The organism is Ensifer soli, from assembly GCF_041928815.1.
GTDB lineage: Bacteria > Pseudomonadota > Alphaproteobacteria > Rhizobiales > Rhizobiaceae > JBHFEI01.
This window is the reverse complement of sequence record NZ_JBHFEI010000008.1, coordinates 69,467-89,023: the sequence shown is the minus strand read 5'-3', so window position 1 is coordinate 89,023 and position 19,557 is coordinate 69,467. Positions and strand designations below refer to the sequence as shown.

The window sequence follows — 19,557 nt, the reverse complement described above, 5'->3', positions numbered from 1 at the left end:
CCGAAACGCAGGGGAACCTCATGACCACGCCATCCTCCGTCCATCCCGTCGACGAGAAATTGCCGGCCGCGCGCCTCGCCACCCTCGGTCTCCAGCATGTGCTGGTGATGTATGCCGGCGCGATCGCCGTGCCGCTGATCGTCGGCCGGGCGCTGAAACTGCCGCCGGAAGACGTCGCCTTCCTGATTTCCGCCGATCTCTTCGCCTGCGGCATCGTCACGCTGATCCAGTCGCTCGGGGTCACCCAATGGTTCGGCGTCCGCCTGCCGGTGATGATGGGTGTCACCTTCGCCTCCGTCGGGCCGATGGTGTCGATGGCCAATATCGTGCCGGGCGCGGAAGGCGCGCAGCTGATCTTCGGCTCGATCATCGGCGCCGGCATCGTCGCGATGATCATCGCGCCGCTCGTCAGCCGCATGCTGCGCTATTTCCCGCCCGTGGTGACGGGCACGATCATCCTCGTCATCGGCGTCACGCTGATGCGCATCGGCATCAACTGGATCTTCGGCACTCCAGTCGGCCCCACCGCGCCCTCGATCGTCGATCCCGCCCATGCCGCCTGGCTGGAGGAGATGCGGACGCTCGCGGTGGCGAACGGCACAGCGCTGCCGGAACGGCTTGCGCTCGCCCCGAGCGTTCCGAACCCGGCCTATGCGCCGGTCTCCGGCATGGCGGTCTCGGCCTTCGTCCTCGCCGTGATCCTGCTGGTCTCGCGCTTCGGGCGCGGCTTCGCCGCCAATATCGCGGTGCTGATCGGGATCGTCGCCGGCGGCATCGTCGCGGCGCTTGCCGGCATGATGCATTTCGACAAGGTTGTAGCCGCGGCCTGGTTCGCGCCGATCCTTCCCTTCCATTTCGGCCCGCCGGTCTTCGATCCGATCCTGATCCTCACCATGAGCATTGTGATGATCGTGGTGATGATCGAATCGACCGGCATGTTCCTGGCGCTCGGCGACATGACCAACCGGCCGGTGACCCAGCCGGTGCTCTCCGCCGGCCTGCGCACCGATGGGCTCGGCACCCTGATCGGCGGCATCTTCAACACGTTTCCCTATACGAGCTTTTCCCAGAATGTCGGCCTCGTCGGCGTCACCGGGGTGAAATCGCGCTATGTCTGCGTCGCCGGGGGCCTCATTCTCGTCGTGCTTGGCCTCCTGCCGAAGATGGCGGCGCTCATCGAATCGCTGCCGGTCGCGGTTCTCGGCGGCGCCGGCATCGTCATGTTCGGCATGGTGGCGGCGACGGGCATCCGCATCCTCTCGGCCGTCGATTTCCGCACCAGCCGCAACAACCTCTTCATCGTCGCCGTCTCGCTCGGTTTCGGCATGATCCCGCTGATCGCGCCGAACTTCAAGCAGTGGCTCGCGCACGACCTGCATCCGCTGATCGATTCCGGCATCCTGCTCGCAGCCGTCGCGGCGGTGGGCCTGAACCTCTTCTTCAACGGCGCGGCGACGAGCGATGCCGGCGCCCGCGAGGCCGCGCTCGCCGCCGATGGCGGCCACTGACGGCCCGCGCGACCGCCCGGTGCGTCAGCGCCTCATCCGACCGGAGTGACACGAGGATCGGCCGGAGGAGGCTTCGAAAGAAAGCGTCGGGAGCGCCGCTCTGATGGAACGGGATCGGACTGCGCCCGAAGGGGCGCGGGCCATCATGAAATTGCGCGGGGGCTGAATTGCCTCTTCCCGCCGTGACCCTATAGTTCTGGCATGATCGACGCATTCCAGACCTACTGGCCGCATGTGCTTGCGGCGCTTTCTTTCCTTCTCGGCGTTCCGGCGGCCATCCATGCGGCGATGACCAAGCAGGACGTGCGCGCGGCCGCCGGCTGGGTCGGCGTCATCGTGCTGTCGCCGATCGTCGGCGCGCTGTTCTACGCGGTTGCCGGGATCAACCGCATGCGCGTCGTCTCGATCGAGCAGCAGCGCACGCTGATCGCCGCCGGCCGCAGGCGCGGCGAGCCGCGCTCGGCCATATCGCAGGCCTATGTCGACCAGCATTTCGGCGAGCGCTTCTCCGCCATGATGCGCCTCGGTGATCGCGTTTGCTCCCATGTCATGACCGACGGGAACCGCATCGCGGTGCTCGACGGCGGCGACGAGGCCTATGACGCGATGATCCGCGCGATCGAGGGCGCGCGCCGCAGCGTGCTCCTCGAAACCTATATCTTCGACCGCGACCGGGCCGGAGCGCGCTTCGTCACCGCCCTCGTCGATGCCGTATCGCGCGGTGTCGCCGTGCGCGTCCTGATCGACGCCGTCGGCGTGCGATACTCCGTGCCGAGCATCGTCGGTGAACTGCGGGATGGAGGCGTCGCGGTGAAGGCCTTCAACGGCAACATCATCATGGGGCTCAGGCTGCCCTATGCCAATCTGCGCACGCACCGGAAGATCCTCGTCGTCGACGGCCATGTCGGCTTCATGGGCGGCATGAACATCCGCGAGGCCTTCGTCAGCGACGGCGGCGCGCCCGCAAGCGCGCGCGACACGCATTTCCGCGTCCGCGGCCCCGCGGTCGCCGGCCTGTTCCATGCGGCGGCGGAAGATTGGCAGTTTGCCAGCGACGAACCCCTGGAAGGGCCGGCATGGGCGCTCGACCTCGGCACCGACGACATGCCGCATCTGCCAATCGCCTCCGGCAGCGCGCTGCATGCCGCGGTTCCCGACAGCCCGCATCCGGACGCCGTCGAGCCGATGCTGGTCCGCACCGTTCCGTCCGGGCCGGATCGCAGCATGGAAACCAATCATCGCATGCTGATGGGCGCCTTTTCCGTGGCCCACCGGTCGATCCGCATCATGTCGCCCTATTTCCTGCCGGATCGTGAACTGATCAGCGCTCTCGTCACGGCCGCCCGGCGCGGCGTCGAGGTCGACATCGTCGTTCCGGGAAACAACAACCTGCGGCTCGTCGACCGCGCCATGACCTCCCAGTTCGATCAGGTGCTGCGCGGCGACTGCCGCGTCTGGCGCGCCCATGGCGGTTTCGACCATTCCAAGCTGTTGACCGTCGACGATCGCTGGGCCTTCGTCGGCTCCTCCAATCTTGATTCGCGCTCGCTCCGCCTCAATTTCGAGATCGACCTCGAGGTGCTGGACACGCCGTTCGCCGAGATCATCTCGGCGCGCATCGGCGAGGCCCTGAAGAGCGCTTCTCCCGTTCTTCTCGACGACCTGCGCCGCAAGCCCTGGCCGAGCCGCATCCTGAACCGGGCCCTGTGGCTCGCCTCTCCGCTTCTTTGATATCCGCGCCCGGCTGCGGCGGATCCCGTCAGTGAAACCCTGAAAACAGGTTCGGCGAGAGCCGATTTTCGTCTTTGAAACAGGAAGGCCCGCTGCACCGTAAAGGGCAGCGGGCCTCAAACCGTCATCCCGGGAAGACCACGTTCGGTGAATACCGCTTCACCGAACGTGCCCTCTCCCTCTGTTTTGCCGCATTGCCCGACGCCGAAGCGATCCCGCCTCGGCTGGAAACGTGCTGGGCTTCGGCGTCAGTTGAAGCGGCCGGCGGCGTGGGCGAGCATCGTGTAGACCTTGCCCGTGTCCGAGGTCAGATAGCTCTGCGTCAGCGTCCGGTCGCGGTCGTTGCGGGTCACGTCGGCAAGCAGCTTCTCGAAATCGGCGATGTAGCGGTCTACGGCCGTGCGGAATTCCGCCTCCCGCTCGTATTTCCGCTTGATCTCGTCGAAGGTCTGCTGGCCCTTCAGCGTGTAGAGCCTGCGGGTGAACACATCCCGCTCGCCCCGCTGGTAGCGCCGCCAGAGATCGACGGAGGCATCGTGATCGATGGCCCGGGCGATGTCGACGGACAGCGAGTTCAGCGATTCGACCACATGGCGGGGGTTGCGCGTGTCGCCGGCCGGGCGTGCCTGCGGCGCCGTCTCTGCCGGCCTCTGCTGGGGCTGCGGCGCGGGTGCGGCCGCCTGCTCGTCCCGCGACGCTGCGCGCAGCAGGTCGCGCATCCAGCCGCTGCCGGCGGCGTCCTCGGCGCGGGCGGCGGTCTCGGGCTGGGCGGGCGACGGAGCCGGACGCGCCGCTGCCGGCTGGGCCGGGCCCGCTGCCGGCCGGTCGAGACCAAGGCTCCCGCGCAGCAGCGGTTCGGACGCGACGGGACGCTGCGGCTCGGGTTCGGCGCGGCGTTGCTCGATCGCCGGCTCGGCCGGGCGGGCCTGGACGGCCGGCTGGGGCGCAAGGGCGGCACGCGACGGGGCAGGCTGCTCGCGCCTGACCGCCACGTCGAGTTCCGATGAGGAGCGGCCGATGATCGCCGAGAGATCCTGCAGGGCGCGGATCTGTTCGGAGACGGCCCGGCGCATGGCGGCGGCGCTCTCCTTGGCCTCCTCCGGCAGATCGAAGGCACCGCGCTTCAGCTCTTCCCGGGTGAGTCCGAGCTCGTTGCGGATCTCGTTCGCCGAGCGGCGGATCTCGTCGGTCGCCCCGGCAAAGCGCTTCAGCGCGTCCTCGATCGACTGCTTCAGCGCATCCCGCATCTGCTGCACCGTCTCGTCCGACTTGCGCCCGGTCTCGGCCAGGATGCCGTCGATGTCCGACAGCGACGAGGCGACGCTGCCGCGCAGCCGTGCCGCGACGTCGCGCGCGCGCTCCTCCGCGCGGCCGAACGTGTTGTCGAGCGAGCGGCCGACCTCGTCGCCGACGCCGAGAATGCTGGTACGCATCGCCTCGGCCGCGCGCGCCGCGCGCTGTTCGGTGTCGCCGAGCGTGCGGTCGATATCGCCATAGGCATTCTCGACGCCGGAGCGCAGGTTTTCGGCCAGTCCGGCGCTGCGCTGCTCGGCGCGGCCGATCATCGATTCCACCGCCTTTGCCGCTTCCTCGCCTGCCTGGATGGCGCGGGCGCGCATGGTCTCGGCGACGCTGGCGCTGCGTTGCTCGGCCTCGGAGAGAATGCGGCCGACATCGGAGAAGGACGACTGGATGCCCTGGCGCAGATTGGCGGCGATCTGGTTCGAGCGTTCCTCCGCCCGGCCGAAGGCGCCATCGACAAAGCCTTCGACGGCCTGCATCGTCTTCTCGATATCCTCGGACCGGCGCACCAGCCCGATCGACAGCGTGCGCAGCGTCTCCTGCCGTTCCTCCAGCGTGCCGACGAGGTTCGACTGGGCGGCGGCGAGCAGGTCGGAGGCCTGTCCCAGCACCTTCGAGTGATCCTCGAACTTGCCGACGATGCCGACGATCTGCGACAGGGTCGTGTTGGAGATGTCGGAGAGCTTGTCGGCCTTGCCCTCGACGAGGCGGGCCGAGGTCGACAGCAGGTCGGAGGCGCGCTCCGCCGTCTCCGAGAAGCGCGAGGCGGTGCCGTCGAGCTTGTCGTCCATGGCAGCGAGGGTCTCGCCGGCCTGGTCGACGAGGGAGGCGATCGCCGCATTGCTTTCGGCGAGCTGACCGATCAGGGCCGACGCCGTCGACTGCAGCCGGTTCTCGACCATCTTCATCGCCATCGCCGTTTCCTCTGCGCGGGTCGAGAGCGCGTTCAGCGCCTCGCCGGTGCGCTGGCCGAGCGCGCTGACGAGCGAGGCGCTGCCGGCGCGCAGACGCTCGGCGCTGTCCTGCGTCGCGGCGGTGATGCGCTCGGCGGCCTCGCGGCCGGTCGCCGCATATTGCTCGACCACCGGCCGCGCCTCCGTCTCGATCAGGCGCGACAGCTCGGCCGAATGGCCGGAGAGCATCGTGTTGAGGTCGCGGGTACGTTCGTCGAGCGCGGCCCGGATCGCGTTGCCGCGGGCATCGAGGGCCTTCTCGACATCGGAGAGGTTTTTCTGGAACTGCTCGGTCTCGTCGATTGCCCGCTGGCGCGTCGCCGCGATCCTTGCAAGCGCGCTTTCCGCCGTGTCGCTGAGGCCGCGGGCAAGCTCTGTGTGCCGGCGCAGGTTTTCCGCCGAGGCCTGCTCGACGGAGCGGGCGAGATCGCCGGCGCGGCGCACCGATTCCTCGGCCGCATCGCCGATGGCCCGGGCGAGTTCCGTCGCCTTCCCAGCGACGTCTTCGCTGGTGCGGCCAAGCGCATCGGCAAAGGCGGTCTGCCGCTCGGCCATCGCATCGGAGAAGCGCTCGCCGGTGCGGGCCAGCTGCTCGGCGGCGCGCGCCGCCTCCGCATCGATTTCCTCGACGCTGTCGCCGACGGCGCTGCGCAGGCTGGTGACAAGGCTGGCCGCCTTGCCTTCGATCGTGCGGTTGACGTTTTCGAGGCCGATCGTCAGCGCCCGGTCCATCGTGCCGAGGCGTTCCTCGATGCGGCCGGTCCCCCTGTCGAGCGTCTCGGCGATGCGATCGGCGGCGGCCGTGCTGATCTCGTCGATATCGGCGACGCGGCCTGTCACCGTCTCGGCGATGCGGACGGTCGCGGCCTCGGCGGCGCGGGTGAATTCGGTCGTGCTGCCGGACAGCGTCCCTGCAAGGCGGAAGGCCGCCTCCTCGCTGACGCGGTCGATGTCGGCGAGCCGTTCGGAGAGGGTTCCCGTGATGCGCGTGGTCGCCTGCTGGGCGTAGGCACCAACCTCGTCGGCGCTTTCACGGATCCGGGCTTCCATGGTGCCGAGGCGAACGTCGATCGCGCTTGCGGCATCGTCGAAGCGCGCATTGATCGTCGACACCGAGAGATCCATCCGCTCCGACATCGTGTCGGTGATGCGCCCGAGCTCGGCGGCAGTGTCGCCGATGCGCTCGGCGACGGCGGCGGTGCTTGCCCGCAGCCGTTCCTCGAGCGCGCCCGTTCCCGAATCGATCGCCTCGGCGATCGCGGCCTTGCGCTCGTCGAGCGTCATTTCCAGCATGCCGACACTGGCGGCGAGCGTCGTTGCGATCGATGTCGACTGTTCGTCGAGCATGGTGCCGAGGTCGCGCCGGCCGCTGAGGATCGCCGTGTTGACGGCGCGAACGCGCTCGTCGAGCGTCGCGCGGATCTGGTCGTCGACGGAGGCGATGCGGCCCGCGAGTGTCGCGCCGGCATCTGCGAGCGTGCGTTCCATGTCGTCGGCGCGGCTGGCGACGGCGCTCGAAAACCGGGTTGCGGCCTCGCCGACGGAAAGGGCCGCATGTTCGGCGCTTTCGGTGATCGAGCGCGCCAGGAGGCCGCCGCTCATCTGGATCCGCTGGGCGAGGTCGCTGGCGCGCGCCGCGACGGCGCGCTCCGCTTCCGACGTGCCGGCACCGATCGTCTCTGCGGAGGCCCGCGCGCTGCCCGAGACCCGCTCGGCCGCCTCGTCGGCGCTGCGGATCACCCGGTCGGCGGCCTCGCCGGAGGCGGCCGCGATCCGCTCGGCATGGTCGGCGGCGGCCTGACGCAGGCTCGTCGCGGCGGCGTCGCTGCGCGCAAGGATCGTCTGCTCCACCTCGGCCGCGCGATTCGCCAGGGTGCTCGATGCCGTCATCGTGCTGAACGACAGGGTTTCGACGATTTCGCCGGCCTGGCGCCCGAGATTGGTGGCGATGTCGGCGGCCGCCGCGTTGAGCCGATCGGCAAGCGCGTTCGATCGTGCATCGATCGCGCCCGCCATCTCTTCGCTGCGCGCGGCAAGGCCCTGTTCGGCTGCGCTCGCCGCTCCGGACATGGCGGTCGCGAATTCCTCCGCCCGGCTGACGAAATTCGACGAGAGGCTTTCACCCCGCGTGAGCAGCATGCGCTCGGCTTCCGCCGTGCGTTCGGCAATGGCGCTTGCGGCGGCCATGGTCTGGAAGGAGAGGGTGTCGGCGACGTCGTTCGCCTGCTTCTCCAGCGCGGCAGTCGAGCCGGAGACGGCGGTGCTGATCGTGCCGGCGAATTCCTCGGCCTTGCCGGCGAAGTTGGACGACAGGCTTTCTCCCTGCGTGAGCAGCATGCGCTCGGCTTCCGCCGCGCGTTCGGCAATGGCGCTTGCGGCGGCCATGGTCTGGAAGGAGAGGGTGTCGGCGACGTCGTTCGCCTGCTTTTCCAGCGCGGCGGTCGAACCGGAGACGGCGGTGCTGATCGTGCCGGCGAATTCCTCGGCCTTGCCGGCGAAGTTGGACGACAGGCTCTCGCCCCGCGTGAGCAGCATGCGCTCGGCTTCCGCCGCGCGTTCGGCAATGGCGCTTGCGGCGGCCATGGTCTGGAAGGAGAGCGTGTCGGCGACGTCGTTCGCCTGCTTCTCCAGCGCGGCGGTCGAGCCGGAGACGGCCGTGCTGATCGTGCCGGCGAATTCCTCGGCCTTACCGGCGAAGTTGGACGACAGGCTTTCACCCCGCGTGAACAGCATGCGCTCGGCTTCCGCCGCGCGTTCGGCAATGGCGCTTGCGGCGGCCATGGTCTGGAAGGAGAGGGTGTCGGCGACGTCGTTCGCCTGCTTCTCCAGCGCGGCGGTCGAGCCGGAGACGGCGGTGCTGATCGTGCCGGCGAATTCCTCCGCCTTGCCGGCGAAATTCGACGACAGGCTCTCTCCCTGCGTGAGCAGCATGCGCTCGGCTTCCGCGGCGCGTTCGGCAATGGCGCTTGCGGCGGCCATGGTCTGGAAGGAGAGGGTGTCGGCGACGTCGTTCGCCTGCTTCTCCAGCGCGGCGGTCGAGCCGGAGACGGCGGTGCTGATCGTGCCGGCGAATTCCTCCGCCTTGCCGGCGAAGTTGGACGACAGGCTCTCGCCCCGCGTGAGCAGCATGCGCTCGGCTTCCGCCGTGCGTTCGGCAATGGCGCTTGCGGCGGCCATGGTCTGCAGCGAAAGCGAGCCGGCAACCTCGTTCGCCTGCTTCTCCAGCGAGGTCGCGGCCTCGGTGACGGCACCGGACAGCGTTCCGGCAAACTCCCCGGCCTTGCCGGCGAAGGTGGCAGAGAGCGCTTCGCCCTTTGCCGTCAGCGTCCGTTCCGCCTCGGCGGCATGATCCGCAATCGCGCTCGACACGGCCATGGCCTGGAAGGAGAGGGTTTCGGCAACCTCCGCCGTCTGCCGGCCGAGATTGGCGGCGATGTCCTCGGCGGTCGCCGACATCGTCTGGACGATCTCCCCGGTCTGCGCTCTCAGGCTTTCGGCGATGCTCGTCGCCCGCTCGTTCATCGTGTCGGCGATCGACATCGCCCGGAAGGACATCGATTCGGCGATCTCCTCGGCCTGCGCAACCACGGTCTCGCGCATTTCGCGGCCATGGCTCGAAAGCGTGTTGGCGATCTCGGCGCCGCGGGCGGCGAGCATGCCGTCGAGCGTTGCCGTCTCGCCCGCGAGCTTCGCCGCGAGATCCTGGCCGCGGGCATCGAACACCGCCTGTAGCCGCTCGGCGGTGCCGCCGACGGCCCTGTCGATCGCGCCGGTACCGGTCTCGAAGACCGTGGCGATCGCGGCGGTGCGCTCTGCCAGCGCGGTCTCCAGCGCCGTCGTGCTGGTGCCGATGCTTTCGGCCAGCTCACGGGCGGGGCCGGCGAAGCGCGTGTCGAGCCGACGGGCAGTCTCGTCGATCGAACCCTCGATCGCTTCCGTCGCCCGCGCCAGAGTCGAGGCGAGCGCCGCGCCACGCTCGTCGAGCGTCGCCTCGAGCCGCGCATGCGTGCCGCTGACGGCCTGGGTGATCTCGGCGGCGCGCCCGTCCAGGGCCTGTTCCAGCCGGCTCTGCGCCGTCTGCAGGGTCTCGGCGAGGCCTGCGGCACGGCCGTCGAACGCTTTGCCGATCCGCTCCTCGCTGGTTGCCAACGCAATGCCCAGCGCATCCGCGCGGGCGCCAAACCCCTTGTCCAGCCGGTCCGTCGTCTCGCTGAGGCCGGACAGCAGCGTCTTCGAGCGCTCGCCGAGCACCGCGTCGATCCGCTCATGCGCGGAGCCGAGCGCCTGCGTCAGTTCGCCGGCCTTGCTGCCGACCGCATCGACGATGAATTCCTGCGTCGTGCCGATCGTCGTCGCAAGCGTCAGCGCCTGGTCGGAGAGTGCAGCGCGCATCGTGCCGAGGCTGCCGTCGATCGCCTTGCCGATCGCGTCGGTACCGCCGGCGACCGTTTCGTCGATGCGGGCGAGGCCCTCGCCAAGCTTGGCGTCGAGCAGGCTCGCGCGCTTGTCGAAGGCGCTGGCGAATTCGTGGAAGCGGCTGTCGAAGGCGCCCTGCAACTGGCCGACGGTCGTCTGCAGCTTCTCCTCGAAGAAGCCCGAGCGCAAGTCGAGGTCCATGATCATGTCGTCGGACGCCGATTTCAGCGTCTGGCGGAAGCGCGCGCCCTTTTCGTCCAGCGCACCGTTCATGGCGTTCAGCGCGTCCTCAAGGCCGGTGGTGACCGCCTGCTGGCCGATGCTCAGCGTCTCGTTCAGCTCGCGGGTGCGCGAGATCAGCGTCTCGTTGAGCTGTCGCGCGCGTTCGTTCAGCGCGGCGTTGAGCTTTTCCGTATTCGCGTCGAGCGTCGAGGCGCGGGTCTCGAACTGGTTCAGCAACTGCTGGCCGCGCCGCTGCAGCGTCTCGCTCAGCGTGTCGAGCCGGGCGTCGAACTCGGTGGAGAGATGAAGGCCGGCGGTGGTGAGGCCCGACAGGAGGGCATCCGTGCGCGTCGACAGCACCGCGCCGATCGTCTGGGCCGCATGGTCGGATTTTTCCGTCAGCAGCGCTGCGCGCGTCTCGATCAGCGAGGCGAAGGCCTCGCCGGAGGTGGCGATCCGGCCGGCAATGTCCTCGCTCGCCTGGGCCAGTTCGTCGCGGATCTGGGTATGGGCGCCGGCGATCGAGGAGCGGATCCGCTCGGCGTGACCGACGATCGCCTCGCGCTCGAGCCCGAGTTCCTGCACCAGGGTGCGCACCCTGAGTTCGTTGTCGGTGTAGCTGCGTTCGAGCGCATTGACTTCGGAATGGACGAGGGCCTCGAGTTCCGTCGCGCGGGCGATCGTCCGTTCGATCCCTTCGTTCATAGCGGAGACTTCGCGCCGCACCGCCTGGCCGACGGTCATCAGCCGTTCGGTCGCGATGGTCTCGGGCTCGGAAAGCCGGATCGCCACCTCGGCCATCGACCGCGCGGCGCTGCGCATCTCCTGGGCGCGCGCGATCATGATGGCGAAGGAGAAGAACAGCATCACGGGGATGACGATACAGAGCGCGGCGCCGATCGCGCCCGGCATGGCCGAAAGCGCGGCGAGCGACGCGATCTGCCAGATTTCGGGTCCATAGAGGAGATTGGTGACGCCGAGGCCGGCCACCACCCAGACGAGCGAAACCACGGCGGCGACGCGGATGGCGGTGCGCCCGGCGCGCGTCTCGACGCCTTTCAGAAGGGCGGCCGGGGATTTGCGGCCGTCGTCATTGGCGGGCGTCAGAGCCGGGGATTTCGGTGCGGGCTCGGGAGCGAGCGTCCGGCGCGTCTCGGCGCGGGCGGCAATCCGCTGGGCTCTCGCCTGCGCCCTCGCATCCGCCGCCTCGTCGTCGCCGTCCTCGCTGTCGGGTGCGGCGCTTGCGGGCTTTTCAGCGCCCGTCCTGGCGGAAGCTGCAGGCGTTGCCGGCTTCAATTCGTCGAAGTCGATCTTCAGAGCGTCCTCCAAGGCTTGGAACGCCTTGTCGTCGATCGACTCATTGCCCTTGTTCGTCACCATGCGGATACGCCTCGCTACACTCTGCTCTCGCCGATGCCCCGCTCCGCCACGCCGCCTGCACGCGCGGACCCGGTCCCGGATCGAGGACATGACGGCAAGATACACGCATCACACTACGCAATACCTTGACGCTTTACTCGTCTACACCACGTCGCAAAGCCGGCTTTTACAGTCCGTCCGGCGTCATGCCGGAGACGGAATGTCCAACTCTGCCCGCTACCGTATCGTAGTGACACATTAGCGGAGACCTTACAATTAAGCCGCTCTGCCATTTGTTAAAATCCTAACCGATTGTTAACGGATTTCCGTCGCTGACCCGCAAAAACACAAGTCGCGGACGCCATTTAATCGATGTTAACCATTTTCGCGGATTTCCGCCGCGAATACGCCCCGATTTAAGCGGATGGCAGGCGCCCCCGCGTAACCGTGGAGGACGGACATACGCCTGGCGGCAACAGCGCCCGCCGGGCGGCGATGACAGGGACAGGGCCGCAGCCGGGCTTTCCGGGCGCCGGGCGGCCGTAAAACACATAAGGACACGGGCCGATGGCCGCACTGAAAATCGCCTTCGAGGCGCCCGACAACCTGCCTTCCTCTTCGATGCCGCGCGCACGGCCGATCGATCTCGTGCATCTCGCCACGCAGACGATGGGCGACAAGGCGCTCGAACTGGAAGTGCTGCAGATCTTCGCCCGGCAGTCCCGGCAGTCGATGAAGGAGATCGGCGAGGGCGGGAGCGACCAGCGCCTGGCCGCCGCCCATCGGCTGAAGGGTGCCGCCCGCGCCGTCGGCGCCGGCGATGTGGCGCGGGCGGCGGCGGCCGTCGAGGACGCGCCGGAAAGTTCGGCCGCCCTGGCCGGCCTCAGCGCCGCCGTGATCGAGGCGGAACTCTTCATCCTGAAGCTCTGCCGCTGACGGACGACGCCATAGCGCGAAGGGTGCGGCGCCCGAGTTGACGGCACGCCGCTTTTGCGGGATGAACGCTTCCGGAAAAACGCGCCTGGCGCGCGTTGCCGTGCGTATGGACGAGCCCGGCGCGGGTCGGGTCCAGGTGTCCCGCCCGACGCCGCAGCCGCCGGGCCTGTCGCGCGGCACGGCCTAGAAGCGCAATCGGAACACTCTTTGCGGAAACGATCATGACACGACTGACGATTGTTGAGTTTGGCGGCACGCGCCATGACTTCGATGTGGAAAACGGCACGACCGTGATGGAAACCGCGGTTCGCAATTCCGTACCCGGCATCGAGGCGGAATGTGGCGGCGCCTGCGCCTGTGCCACCTGTCACGTCTATGTCGACGCCGACTGGGCGGCGGCGGCGGGCCGACCCGATCCGATGGAGGAGGACATGCTCGACTTCGCCTACGACGTCCGGCCGACGTCGCGTCTGTCCTGCCAGATCAAGATGACCGGCGCCCTCGACGGGCTGGTCGTCCATGTGCCCGAGCGGCAGGCCTGAGCGGCCGCATACTTCCACTCAACCGATGACGCATGAAAAAATGCCTCGCCCGTCCTTCCGGAAGAGCGAGGCAAGGAGGGCGGTCGCCTGCGGATGAGGGAGGGGACATCCGCAGGCATCAAGACACGCCGGGAGAACAGGGTGACGCAACAGCCAGGGCTCCGACGTCGAGCGAGCCGATGGCACGAAACGATAGGGCGTCGGCCGGAGAAAGTGCGGATCAACGCCAAGGACAGCGCATCCGGGTCTTCAGGGCCGTATCGGGTTCTTCATGAACTCCGCTACCGAATTGTTGAATAGACTATAGCTGAACATTTGAAGTTCGGCCATCGCTAGAATTCACCAGTGACTTATACCATGTCCGCCTGCGGCTATTCGGTACGGATGCCGACCGATTGTCCTGACAATGTGCCGAAATATTCAATCTTTTGAATATGATGAATCGCCGCCACGAGAGAAGCGCGTGCCGAGGTGGGGCATCCCCGCTCCATCGAGGTCTTCTGCGAGGTCAGCGCTCGGCCTTCAGCGCGTTCAGCCGGTGCTGCAGGAGCCGCAGGATGCGCCGGTCGAAATTTGCGGCCTCCGTCCGGTCGAAGCGCGCCTGGTCGCGGTCGTGCGCCTCGACGGCCTCCTGGCTCAGCCGCGAAACCCGTGCCTGGAGCGCCGCGCAGCTTGCCTCGGGACGCAGCCGGTTCAGCGCACGTTCGAGATCGCGCGCGTGGTTGCGGGCGATTTCCGCGTGACGCTCCTCGTGACGCTTGATGTCGGCGGCGAGCGTGTCCCAGACGAGCGCGAGGTCGCGCGAGGCGCGCTTTCGGTTCGTCCAGCGGGGCAGGATGATCTTGGTCGAGAGCGTGACGCGCGCTGTGCCGACCGCGCAGCCGCCCTTGCGCGTGACATAGCTGACCGTGCCGCCGAACTTGATGCGCGTCGCGCCCGGATGACGCGCCCCGGTCGACTTCATCAGCGGACCGCCCCGGGCGAGGCCGCGATCGAGTTCCTCGGCGGTGCTGCCATGTACGGCGAAATAGGAAAAGGTCTTCGTTGCCACCATGTCGGCGCGGGCCGACGCCGGGAGGACGGCGGCGGCTGTCGCGAGGATCGCCGCACACAGGCGGCGCGGAGCGAAGGCTCTTGCGCCGGACGTGATGGGGGACCAGGGAAACTGCGGCATGATGGACGGCATCTTTGACTGAAGCGGCGCGCCGCCATCGGCCCGCCTCCCGGTTGAAGTTCCGGCAAGCTTGGGGCATAGCGGGCCGCAGCGCAACCGCAAAGGCGCCGATGCCGCGACACGCCCTGTTGCGATGCCCGTAAAACGCCGGGCATGGTGAACGGCGGCATCGCGCGTTCCGCAGTCCGGCCCTTCCGGCCGGCGGCGGCGTTAACGGCTCCGAAAGACGTCCATGGCCCGGATGACGACAGATGCATGATCCTTTCGCCCCCGTCCCGTGGCGGCTCGCCCATGGCCGGCACCTGACGCTCGGACCCGCCGGCCTCCTCATGGCGATCGTCAACGTCACGCCGGATTCCTTCTCTGACGGCGGGATGCACGCGACGCGGACGGCCGCGCTCGACCATGCCCGCCGCTGTGCCGATGCGGGTGCCGCGATCCTCGACATCGGCGGCGAGTCGACGCGGCCAGGCGCGGCGCCCGTCTCGGCCGAAGAGGAGGAAGATCGCGTGATGCCAGTGATCGAGGCGCTGGCGCGCGACGGCGCGGCGGTCATCTCGGTCGACACCTACCGTTCGGGCACGGCGCGGCTCGCGGTGGCCGCCGGCGCTCATATCGTCAACGATGTGCACGGCCTGCAGCGCGATCCGGCGATGGCGGATGTCGTCGCGCGGTCCGGGGCGGGCGTCTGCATCATGCATACGGGGCGGGGCCGCGAACGCCTCGCCGACGTGATCGAGGACCAGCTGCTTTTTCTCGACCGCTCGATCGCCCTCGCGCGGACGGCCGGCGTCGCGGACGAGCGGATCGTGCTCGATCCCGGCTTCGGATTCGCCAAGGACACGGATGAGAACCTCGATCTGATGGCGCGTTTCGGCGCGTTGCACGGCTTCGGCCTGCCGATTCTCGCCGGCGCCTCGCGCAAGCGTTTCCTCGGCGCCGTCACCGCGCGGGAGGCGGGCGAACGCGACGTCGCGACCGCCGCCTCGACCGCGCTGCTGCGCGTCGCGGGCGCGGCGATTTTCCGTGTTCACAATGTCGCATTCAACAGGGACGCGCTGCGGCTTGCCGATGCTATGCTCGCCGTCAGGCTCAAAAATCCGCGCCCCGCGCCGCCGGAGGAGACAGGATCATGACGGCGACCTACACGATCACGCTGAAGAACTGCGCCTTCTTTGCCCGGCACGGCGTGCATGACGAGGAGGAGTTCCTCGGCCAGCGCTTCTTCGTCGATGCCGCGATGGAGGTCGAGCAGGGCTCGGCGCTCGACACCGATTCGATCGGGGACACGGTGCACTACGGCGTCGCCTTCGCCGAGATCGAGAAGATCGTCACCGGCCGGCGGCATTATCTGATCGAGGCGCTGGCGCTCGAGGTGGCCCGCACCCTCTGTTCCGTCTTTCCGCAGATCCGGGCGGCACGGGTGTCGATCCGAAAGCCGAACGCGCCGGTGCAGGGCGTGCTCGACTATGTCGAGGTCACGGTCGAGCATCGCGCCCCATGACGGCGTGGACACTGGCGACGCTCGGGCTTGGCGGCAATATCGGCGAGCCGCGGCTGGCGATGGCCGAGGCGCTCGCGGCGATCGACCGCCATGCGGACTGCCGCGTCGTGGCGGTCTCCCGCCTCTACCGCACGCCGCCCTGGGGCAGGACGGACCAGGCCGATTTCTTCAATGCCTGCGCGAGCCTGGAGACCGCGCTTGCGCCGAAGGCGCTGCTCGATCTCTGCCTCTCGATCGAGCGGGACATGAAGCGCGAGCGCATCGAGCGCTGGGGTCCGCGCACGATCGACATCGACGTGCTGACCTATGGCGATGTGTCGAGCCCTGATCCGGCGCTGTCGATCCCGCATCCGCGCATGACCGAACGCGGCTTCGTGCTGATGCCGCTTGCCGACATCGCGCCCGACCTTGCCGTCGAGGGACGGACGGTCCGGGCATGGCTGGACGATGCCGACGTCGCCGGCATCGCGGTCGCGGACGCGGATCGGGACTGGTGGCGCCGCGCCTGACGGGACGCGATGCTACTTGATCGAGCCGACGGCGATGTCGTCGACCTGCCGGTTCAGGTTGACGCCGATCACCGGGACCATGGTTTCCTCCACCTTGACGGAGATGGTGATGTTCATCGTCTCCTCGTCATGGAGACGCGCCACCATGGCGCCGTTCAGCTTCTTCCGGCTGATGCCGACGACGGCCTTGTCGCCGGCGACGGTTCCGGAGACGATGTCGAGGCCCTTGCCCTCGGCGCCGTCGAGGAAGGTACCGGCATAGCTCTTGCCCTTGCGGGTGATCGTCGCCGACATCGGCTGCTTGAACACGCCGACGCGGCAGAAGCCCTGCAGGGTGATGCCCGCCTCCTTGCCGTCGGCCGGTTCGCCGGTCAGGTCGCAGGTGAACTTCGTCCCCTTGTACTTTCCGGCGACGATCTCGCCCGGGCCCTTCCACTGGCCGGCGATGCGCTCGAAGAAGGCCTTGTCGCCGCTGTTGGCCGAGGCGGTGGCGGGAATCAGGAGCGCAGCCGCCACGAGGCTGCAGACGATCGAGGAGGCACGCGACAACATGAACGATCCTTGAAGTAAACGCGAGACTGTACGGGAGCCCCGACCCTTGCTGCGAGAGACGGCGCGCATTGCGGCTTTGTCTGTAAGGCTACATTTGCGCTGAAATGGTTAATGGACGGTTTCGCGGAGGCCCTGCGAAGTCGCAGCCGCCCTTGGTTCCTTACCCCGCCGCCGCGCTCCAGCGACGGAGAATTGCGAAGAAGCCATTGATCTTCAATATTTTATTCGAATGCACGGGTGTCCCGACCGTCGATCACGTCGCGGAATCGCCACTGCGGGCCGAGGGCGCAAGGTCGCTCAGGAAATCGCCGATGCCGGGGCGCCGGATCGCCCGGAACGGCATTGGCCGGCAGAGGTCGATCGCGGCGATCCCGATGCGCGCGGTCATCAGCCCGTTCAGCACGCCCTCGCCGAGGCGGGCGGAGAGCCGCGAGGCGAGACCGTGGCCGAGCACCTGCTGGATCAGGCTGTCGCCGACCGCGATCGAGCCCGTGACCGCCAGATGGGCGACGACGTCACGCACGAGCCGGATCATGCCGAGCGTGCCCGGCCGTCCGCCGTAGAGGTCGGCGACGGCGCGGATCAGCCGCGTCGATTCGTAGAGCACGTAGCCGAGGTCGACGAGGGCGCGCGGCGAGACCGCCGTGACGATTGACACGCGCCGGGCGGCCGAGAGCACGAGGGCGCGCGCGTCGCGGTCAAGCGGCGCCATCAGTTCGCGTTCGGCGAGATCGATCAGCTGCGGCCCGTCGATGATGTCGTCGTCGCTTTCCTTCAGCCGTTCCCGGCCGCGCGCCGTCTGCGGCCGGGCCGAAACCAGCTCCAGAAGACGTCGCGTCACGGCCCGGGCCGGCGCCGCGGCACTGCCGGCGGCGGCCTCGGCCACGTCCCGCTTCAGCGCCTGTACCGCGCCGAGGCGCATGATGCCGAGCGCCTCGCGCCCGATAAGGGCGACAAGCGAAAGGACGAGGACAGCCGTCACGCCGATCGCCGTGTAGCCGAGCCAGTCGGCGCGGGTGAAGAGATCGCGGATAAAGGCATCGACCCAGACGCCGACCGCCAGCGAGACGAGGACGCCGAAGGCCGCCGCCGCGATCGCCCCGAGCGACAGGCGCCGCCTTCGAGGCAGGGCCTCGGCGATGGTTTCCGGCGAGACCGGATCGCCGAAGGGATCCTCCGTCTCCGGCGTCATGACGATCCCCTCGTCGAAATGGGCCGGCCGGCGCGGCGCGGCCGGCGGCACCTCCGGCACGGGATCGGGATCGATGGCGAAGGCGGCCGGGCGGCGCGGCGGGATCGTGTCGGTCATGCGAGCCGGTCTCCGATGAGATACTGCATGGCGCGGTCGAGGCGGATATGCGGGACGGAAAGCTTCAGGCCGCCGCCGGTCTCCTCGATATGGGGCGGGCGGAACCGGACGAAGCTGACGCCCGGATCGAGGCCTTCCGTGCCGGGCCTGAAAAGCGCGTCGGGATCGGCCGGCAGGTCCCCGGGGAAGATCGCCGTCTTGCGCCGGCCGTCGAAGACCTCGCCGTTGATCTTTTCCCCGGCGATCGGCGTGCCGACGATCACCGGCAGCGCCTGACCGCCATGGTCGACGGTCGCCTCGCGCGTGGCGCGGACGGAGGCGAGCGCCATCACCTCGAGACCCGCGCCGCTGCCGCCGATCCGCTCGACGGCGCGCTGGACGAGGCGGCGGGTAATCGCCTCCAGCCGGTCGTGGCTCTCGTGGTGGAGGTGATCCGCCTTGGTCGCGGCGATCAGCACCTTGTCGATGCGGCGCGTCACGAGAGACGAGAGAAACGAATTGGTGCCGGCGCGGAAGCAGGCGAGCACGTCGGTCAGGGCGTTTTCGAGGTCGGCAAGCGATTCTGCGCCACGATTGATCGCCTGCAGTGCGTCGATCAGCACGATCTGGCGATCGAGCCTGGCAAAATGCTCGCGGAAGAACGGCTTCACCACATGGGTCTTGTAGGCTTCGTAGCGCCGTTCCATCATCGCGAAGAGCGAGCCCTTCGGAGCACGCCCCTCGGGCAGGTCGGCGAGCGGCGCGAAGGTGAGCGCCGGCGAGCCCTCGAGGTCACCGGGCATCAGGAAGCGCCCCGGCGGCAGCGTGTAGAGCGAGCGGCCGTCGGCGCGGCAGGCGCGCAGATAGGCGGTGAAACGTTCGGCAAGCGCCCTGGCGTCGGCCTCTCGCGCCTCGCCGGTCGCCGGGTGGGCGGCCGTCAGCGCGAGCCAGTCGCGCGCAAGGTCACGGCGCAGGCCGATGTCGGCGCGCGCAAGCGTACCGGCGCTGAAGGTGCGGAAATCCTGCGACAGCAGCGGCAGGTCGAGCAGCCATTCGCCGGGATAATCGACGATGTCGACGGAAAGCGTGCCGGGCGAGAACATCCGGTTCCAGCCGCTGGCGCTCTCATAGTCGATCGTCAGACGGAGCTGGGCGATCGCCCGCGTCGAATCGGGCCAGATCCGGTCGCGCACGAGGGCGGCGATGTGATCCTCGTACTGGAAGCGGGCGATGGCGTCGTCGGGCTGTGGCTCCAGCCGGATCTTCGAGACGCGGCCGGAGCGCATCGCCTCGAAGACCGGCAGGCGGCCGCCGTTCAGCAGGTTGTGCACGAGCGAGGAGATGAACACGGTCTTGCCGGCGCGCGACAGGCCGGTGACGCCGAGGCGCAGCGTCGGATGGACGAAATCGGCGGCGCGGCTGCCGAGCGTGTCGAAGGCGGCGAGCGTGTCGTCCTTCAGGGTCGAGAAAATCGATGCCAAGATCTGTCTTTCGCGCTGTCGCCGGCCCGAGGGGGAGCATGCCGGCCCGTCCGCCGATATAGGGGCGCGCGCGCGCCGGG

The 19,557-nt window shown here is 68.6% G+C and carries 12 protein-coding genes; 7 read left to right on the top strand and 5 right to left on the bottom strand.

Annotated elements, in window-relative coordinates; translation table 11 throughout:
* Positions 1-20: 20 nt before the first annotated feature.
* On the top strand, positions 21-1,508 hold the full coding sequence (locus ACEVQ6_RS13590) for a nucleobase:cation symporter-2 family protein (protein ID WP_374889532.1): 1,488 nt from the start codon (positions 21-23) through the stop codon (positions 1,506-1,508).
* Between the two features lie 201 nt (positions 1,509-1,709).
* Positions 1,710-3,239: a phospholipase D-like domain-containing protein gene (locus ACEVQ6_RS13585; protein WP_374889531.1), complete on the top strand. Its 1,530-nt coding sequence runs from the start codon at positions 1,710-1,712 to the stop codon at positions 3,237-3,239.
* Between the two features lie 248 nt (positions 3,240-3,487).
* On the opposite strand, the gene ACEVQ6_RS13580 is transcribed toward ACEVQ6_RS13585, so the two are convergent.
* The gene (locus ACEVQ6_RS13580; protein WP_374889530.1) at positions 3,488-11,512 is read right to left on the bottom strand and encodes an apolipoprotein A-IV repeat region-like domain-containing protein; all 8,025 of its coding nucleotides are present in this window, start codon (positions 11,510-11,512) and stop codon (positions 3,488-3,490) included.
* Positions 11,513-12,058: 546 nt separating this feature from the next.
* Here ACEVQ6_RS13580 and ACEVQ6_RS13575 point away from each other — a divergent pair.
* Both ACEVQ6_RS13575 and ACEVQ6_RS13570 read left to right on the top strand, forming a co-directional pair.
* Positions 12,059-12,427, top strand: a complete 369-nt coding sequence (locus tag ACEVQ6_RS13575; protein WP_374889529.1) for an Hpt domain-containing protein — start codon at positions 12,059-12,061, stop codon at positions 12,425-12,427.
* A gap of 221 nt (positions 12,428-12,648) precedes the next feature.
* A complete protein-coding gene (locus tag ACEVQ6_RS13570; RefSeq protein ID WP_374889528.1) occupies positions 12,649-12,969 on the top strand; it encodes a 2Fe-2S iron-sulfur cluster-binding protein in 321 nt (106 codons plus the stop codon).
* A gap of 508 nt (positions 12,970-13,477) precedes the next feature.
* On the opposite strand, the gene ACEVQ6_RS13565 is transcribed toward ACEVQ6_RS13570, so the two are convergent.
* Positions 13,478-14,143, bottom strand: a complete 666-nt coding sequence (locus ACEVQ6_RS13565; protein ID WP_374889527.1) for a DUF922 domain-containing Zn-dependent protease — start codon at positions 14,141-14,143, stop codon at positions 13,478-13,480.
* 251 nt (positions 14,144-14,394) lie between these two features.
* On the opposite strand from ACEVQ6_RS13565, the gene folP reads away from it, so the two are divergent.
* From folP to folK, 3 genes are read left to right on the top strand one after another with little or no spacing between them, the layout of a single operon-like run.
* Entirely contained in the window at positions 14,395-15,279 is an 885-nt protein-coding gene (gene folP, locus ACEVQ6_RS13560) for a dihydropteroate synthase (RefSeq protein WP_374889526.1), read from the top strand.
* Positions 15,276-15,647 carry a dihydroneopterin aldolase gene (folB, locus tag ACEVQ6_RS13555; RefSeq protein WP_374889525.1) on the top strand — a complete coding sequence of 124 codons (372 nt, stop codon included), beginning with the start codon at positions 15,276-15,278 and terminating at the stop codon, positions 15,645-15,647. The genes folP and folB overlap by 4 nt, the downstream gene beginning before the upstream one ends.
* Complete coding sequence (gene folK / locus ACEVQ6_RS13550; RefSeq protein ID WP_374889524.1) at positions 15,644-16,156, top strand: 2-amino-4-hydroxy-6-hydroxymethyldihydropteridine diphosphokinase; 513 nt, start codon at positions 15,644-15,646, stop codon at positions 16,154-16,156. Before folB ends, folK begins: the two co-directional genes overlap by 4 nt.
* 12 nt (positions 16,157-16,168) lie before the next feature.
* On the opposite strand, the gene ACEVQ6_RS13545 is transcribed toward folK, so the two are convergent.
* From ACEVQ6_RS13545 to ACEVQ6_RS13535, 3 genes are all read right to left on the bottom strand, one after another.
* Entirely contained in the window at positions 16,169-16,708 is a 540-nt protein-coding gene (locus ACEVQ6_RS13545; protein ID WP_374889523.1) for a hypothetical protein, read from the bottom strand.
* A gap of 253 nt (positions 16,709-16,961) precedes the next feature.
* Positions 16,962-18,017 (bottom strand): YcjF family protein, encoded by a 1,056-nt coding sequence (locus tag ACEVQ6_RS13540; protein ID WP_374889522.1) that lies wholly within the window; start codon positions 18,015-18,017, stop codon positions 16,962-16,964.
* Positions 18,014-19,477 carry a YcjX family GTP-binding protein gene (locus ACEVQ6_RS13535; protein ID WP_374889521.1) on the bottom strand — a complete coding sequence of 488 codons (1,464 nt, stop codon included), beginning with the start codon at positions 19,475-19,477 and terminating at the stop codon, positions 18,014-18,016. The genes ACEVQ6_RS13540 and ACEVQ6_RS13535 overlap by 4 nt, the downstream gene beginning before the upstream one ends.
* Between the last annotated feature and the right edge of the window lie 80 nt (positions 19,478-19,557).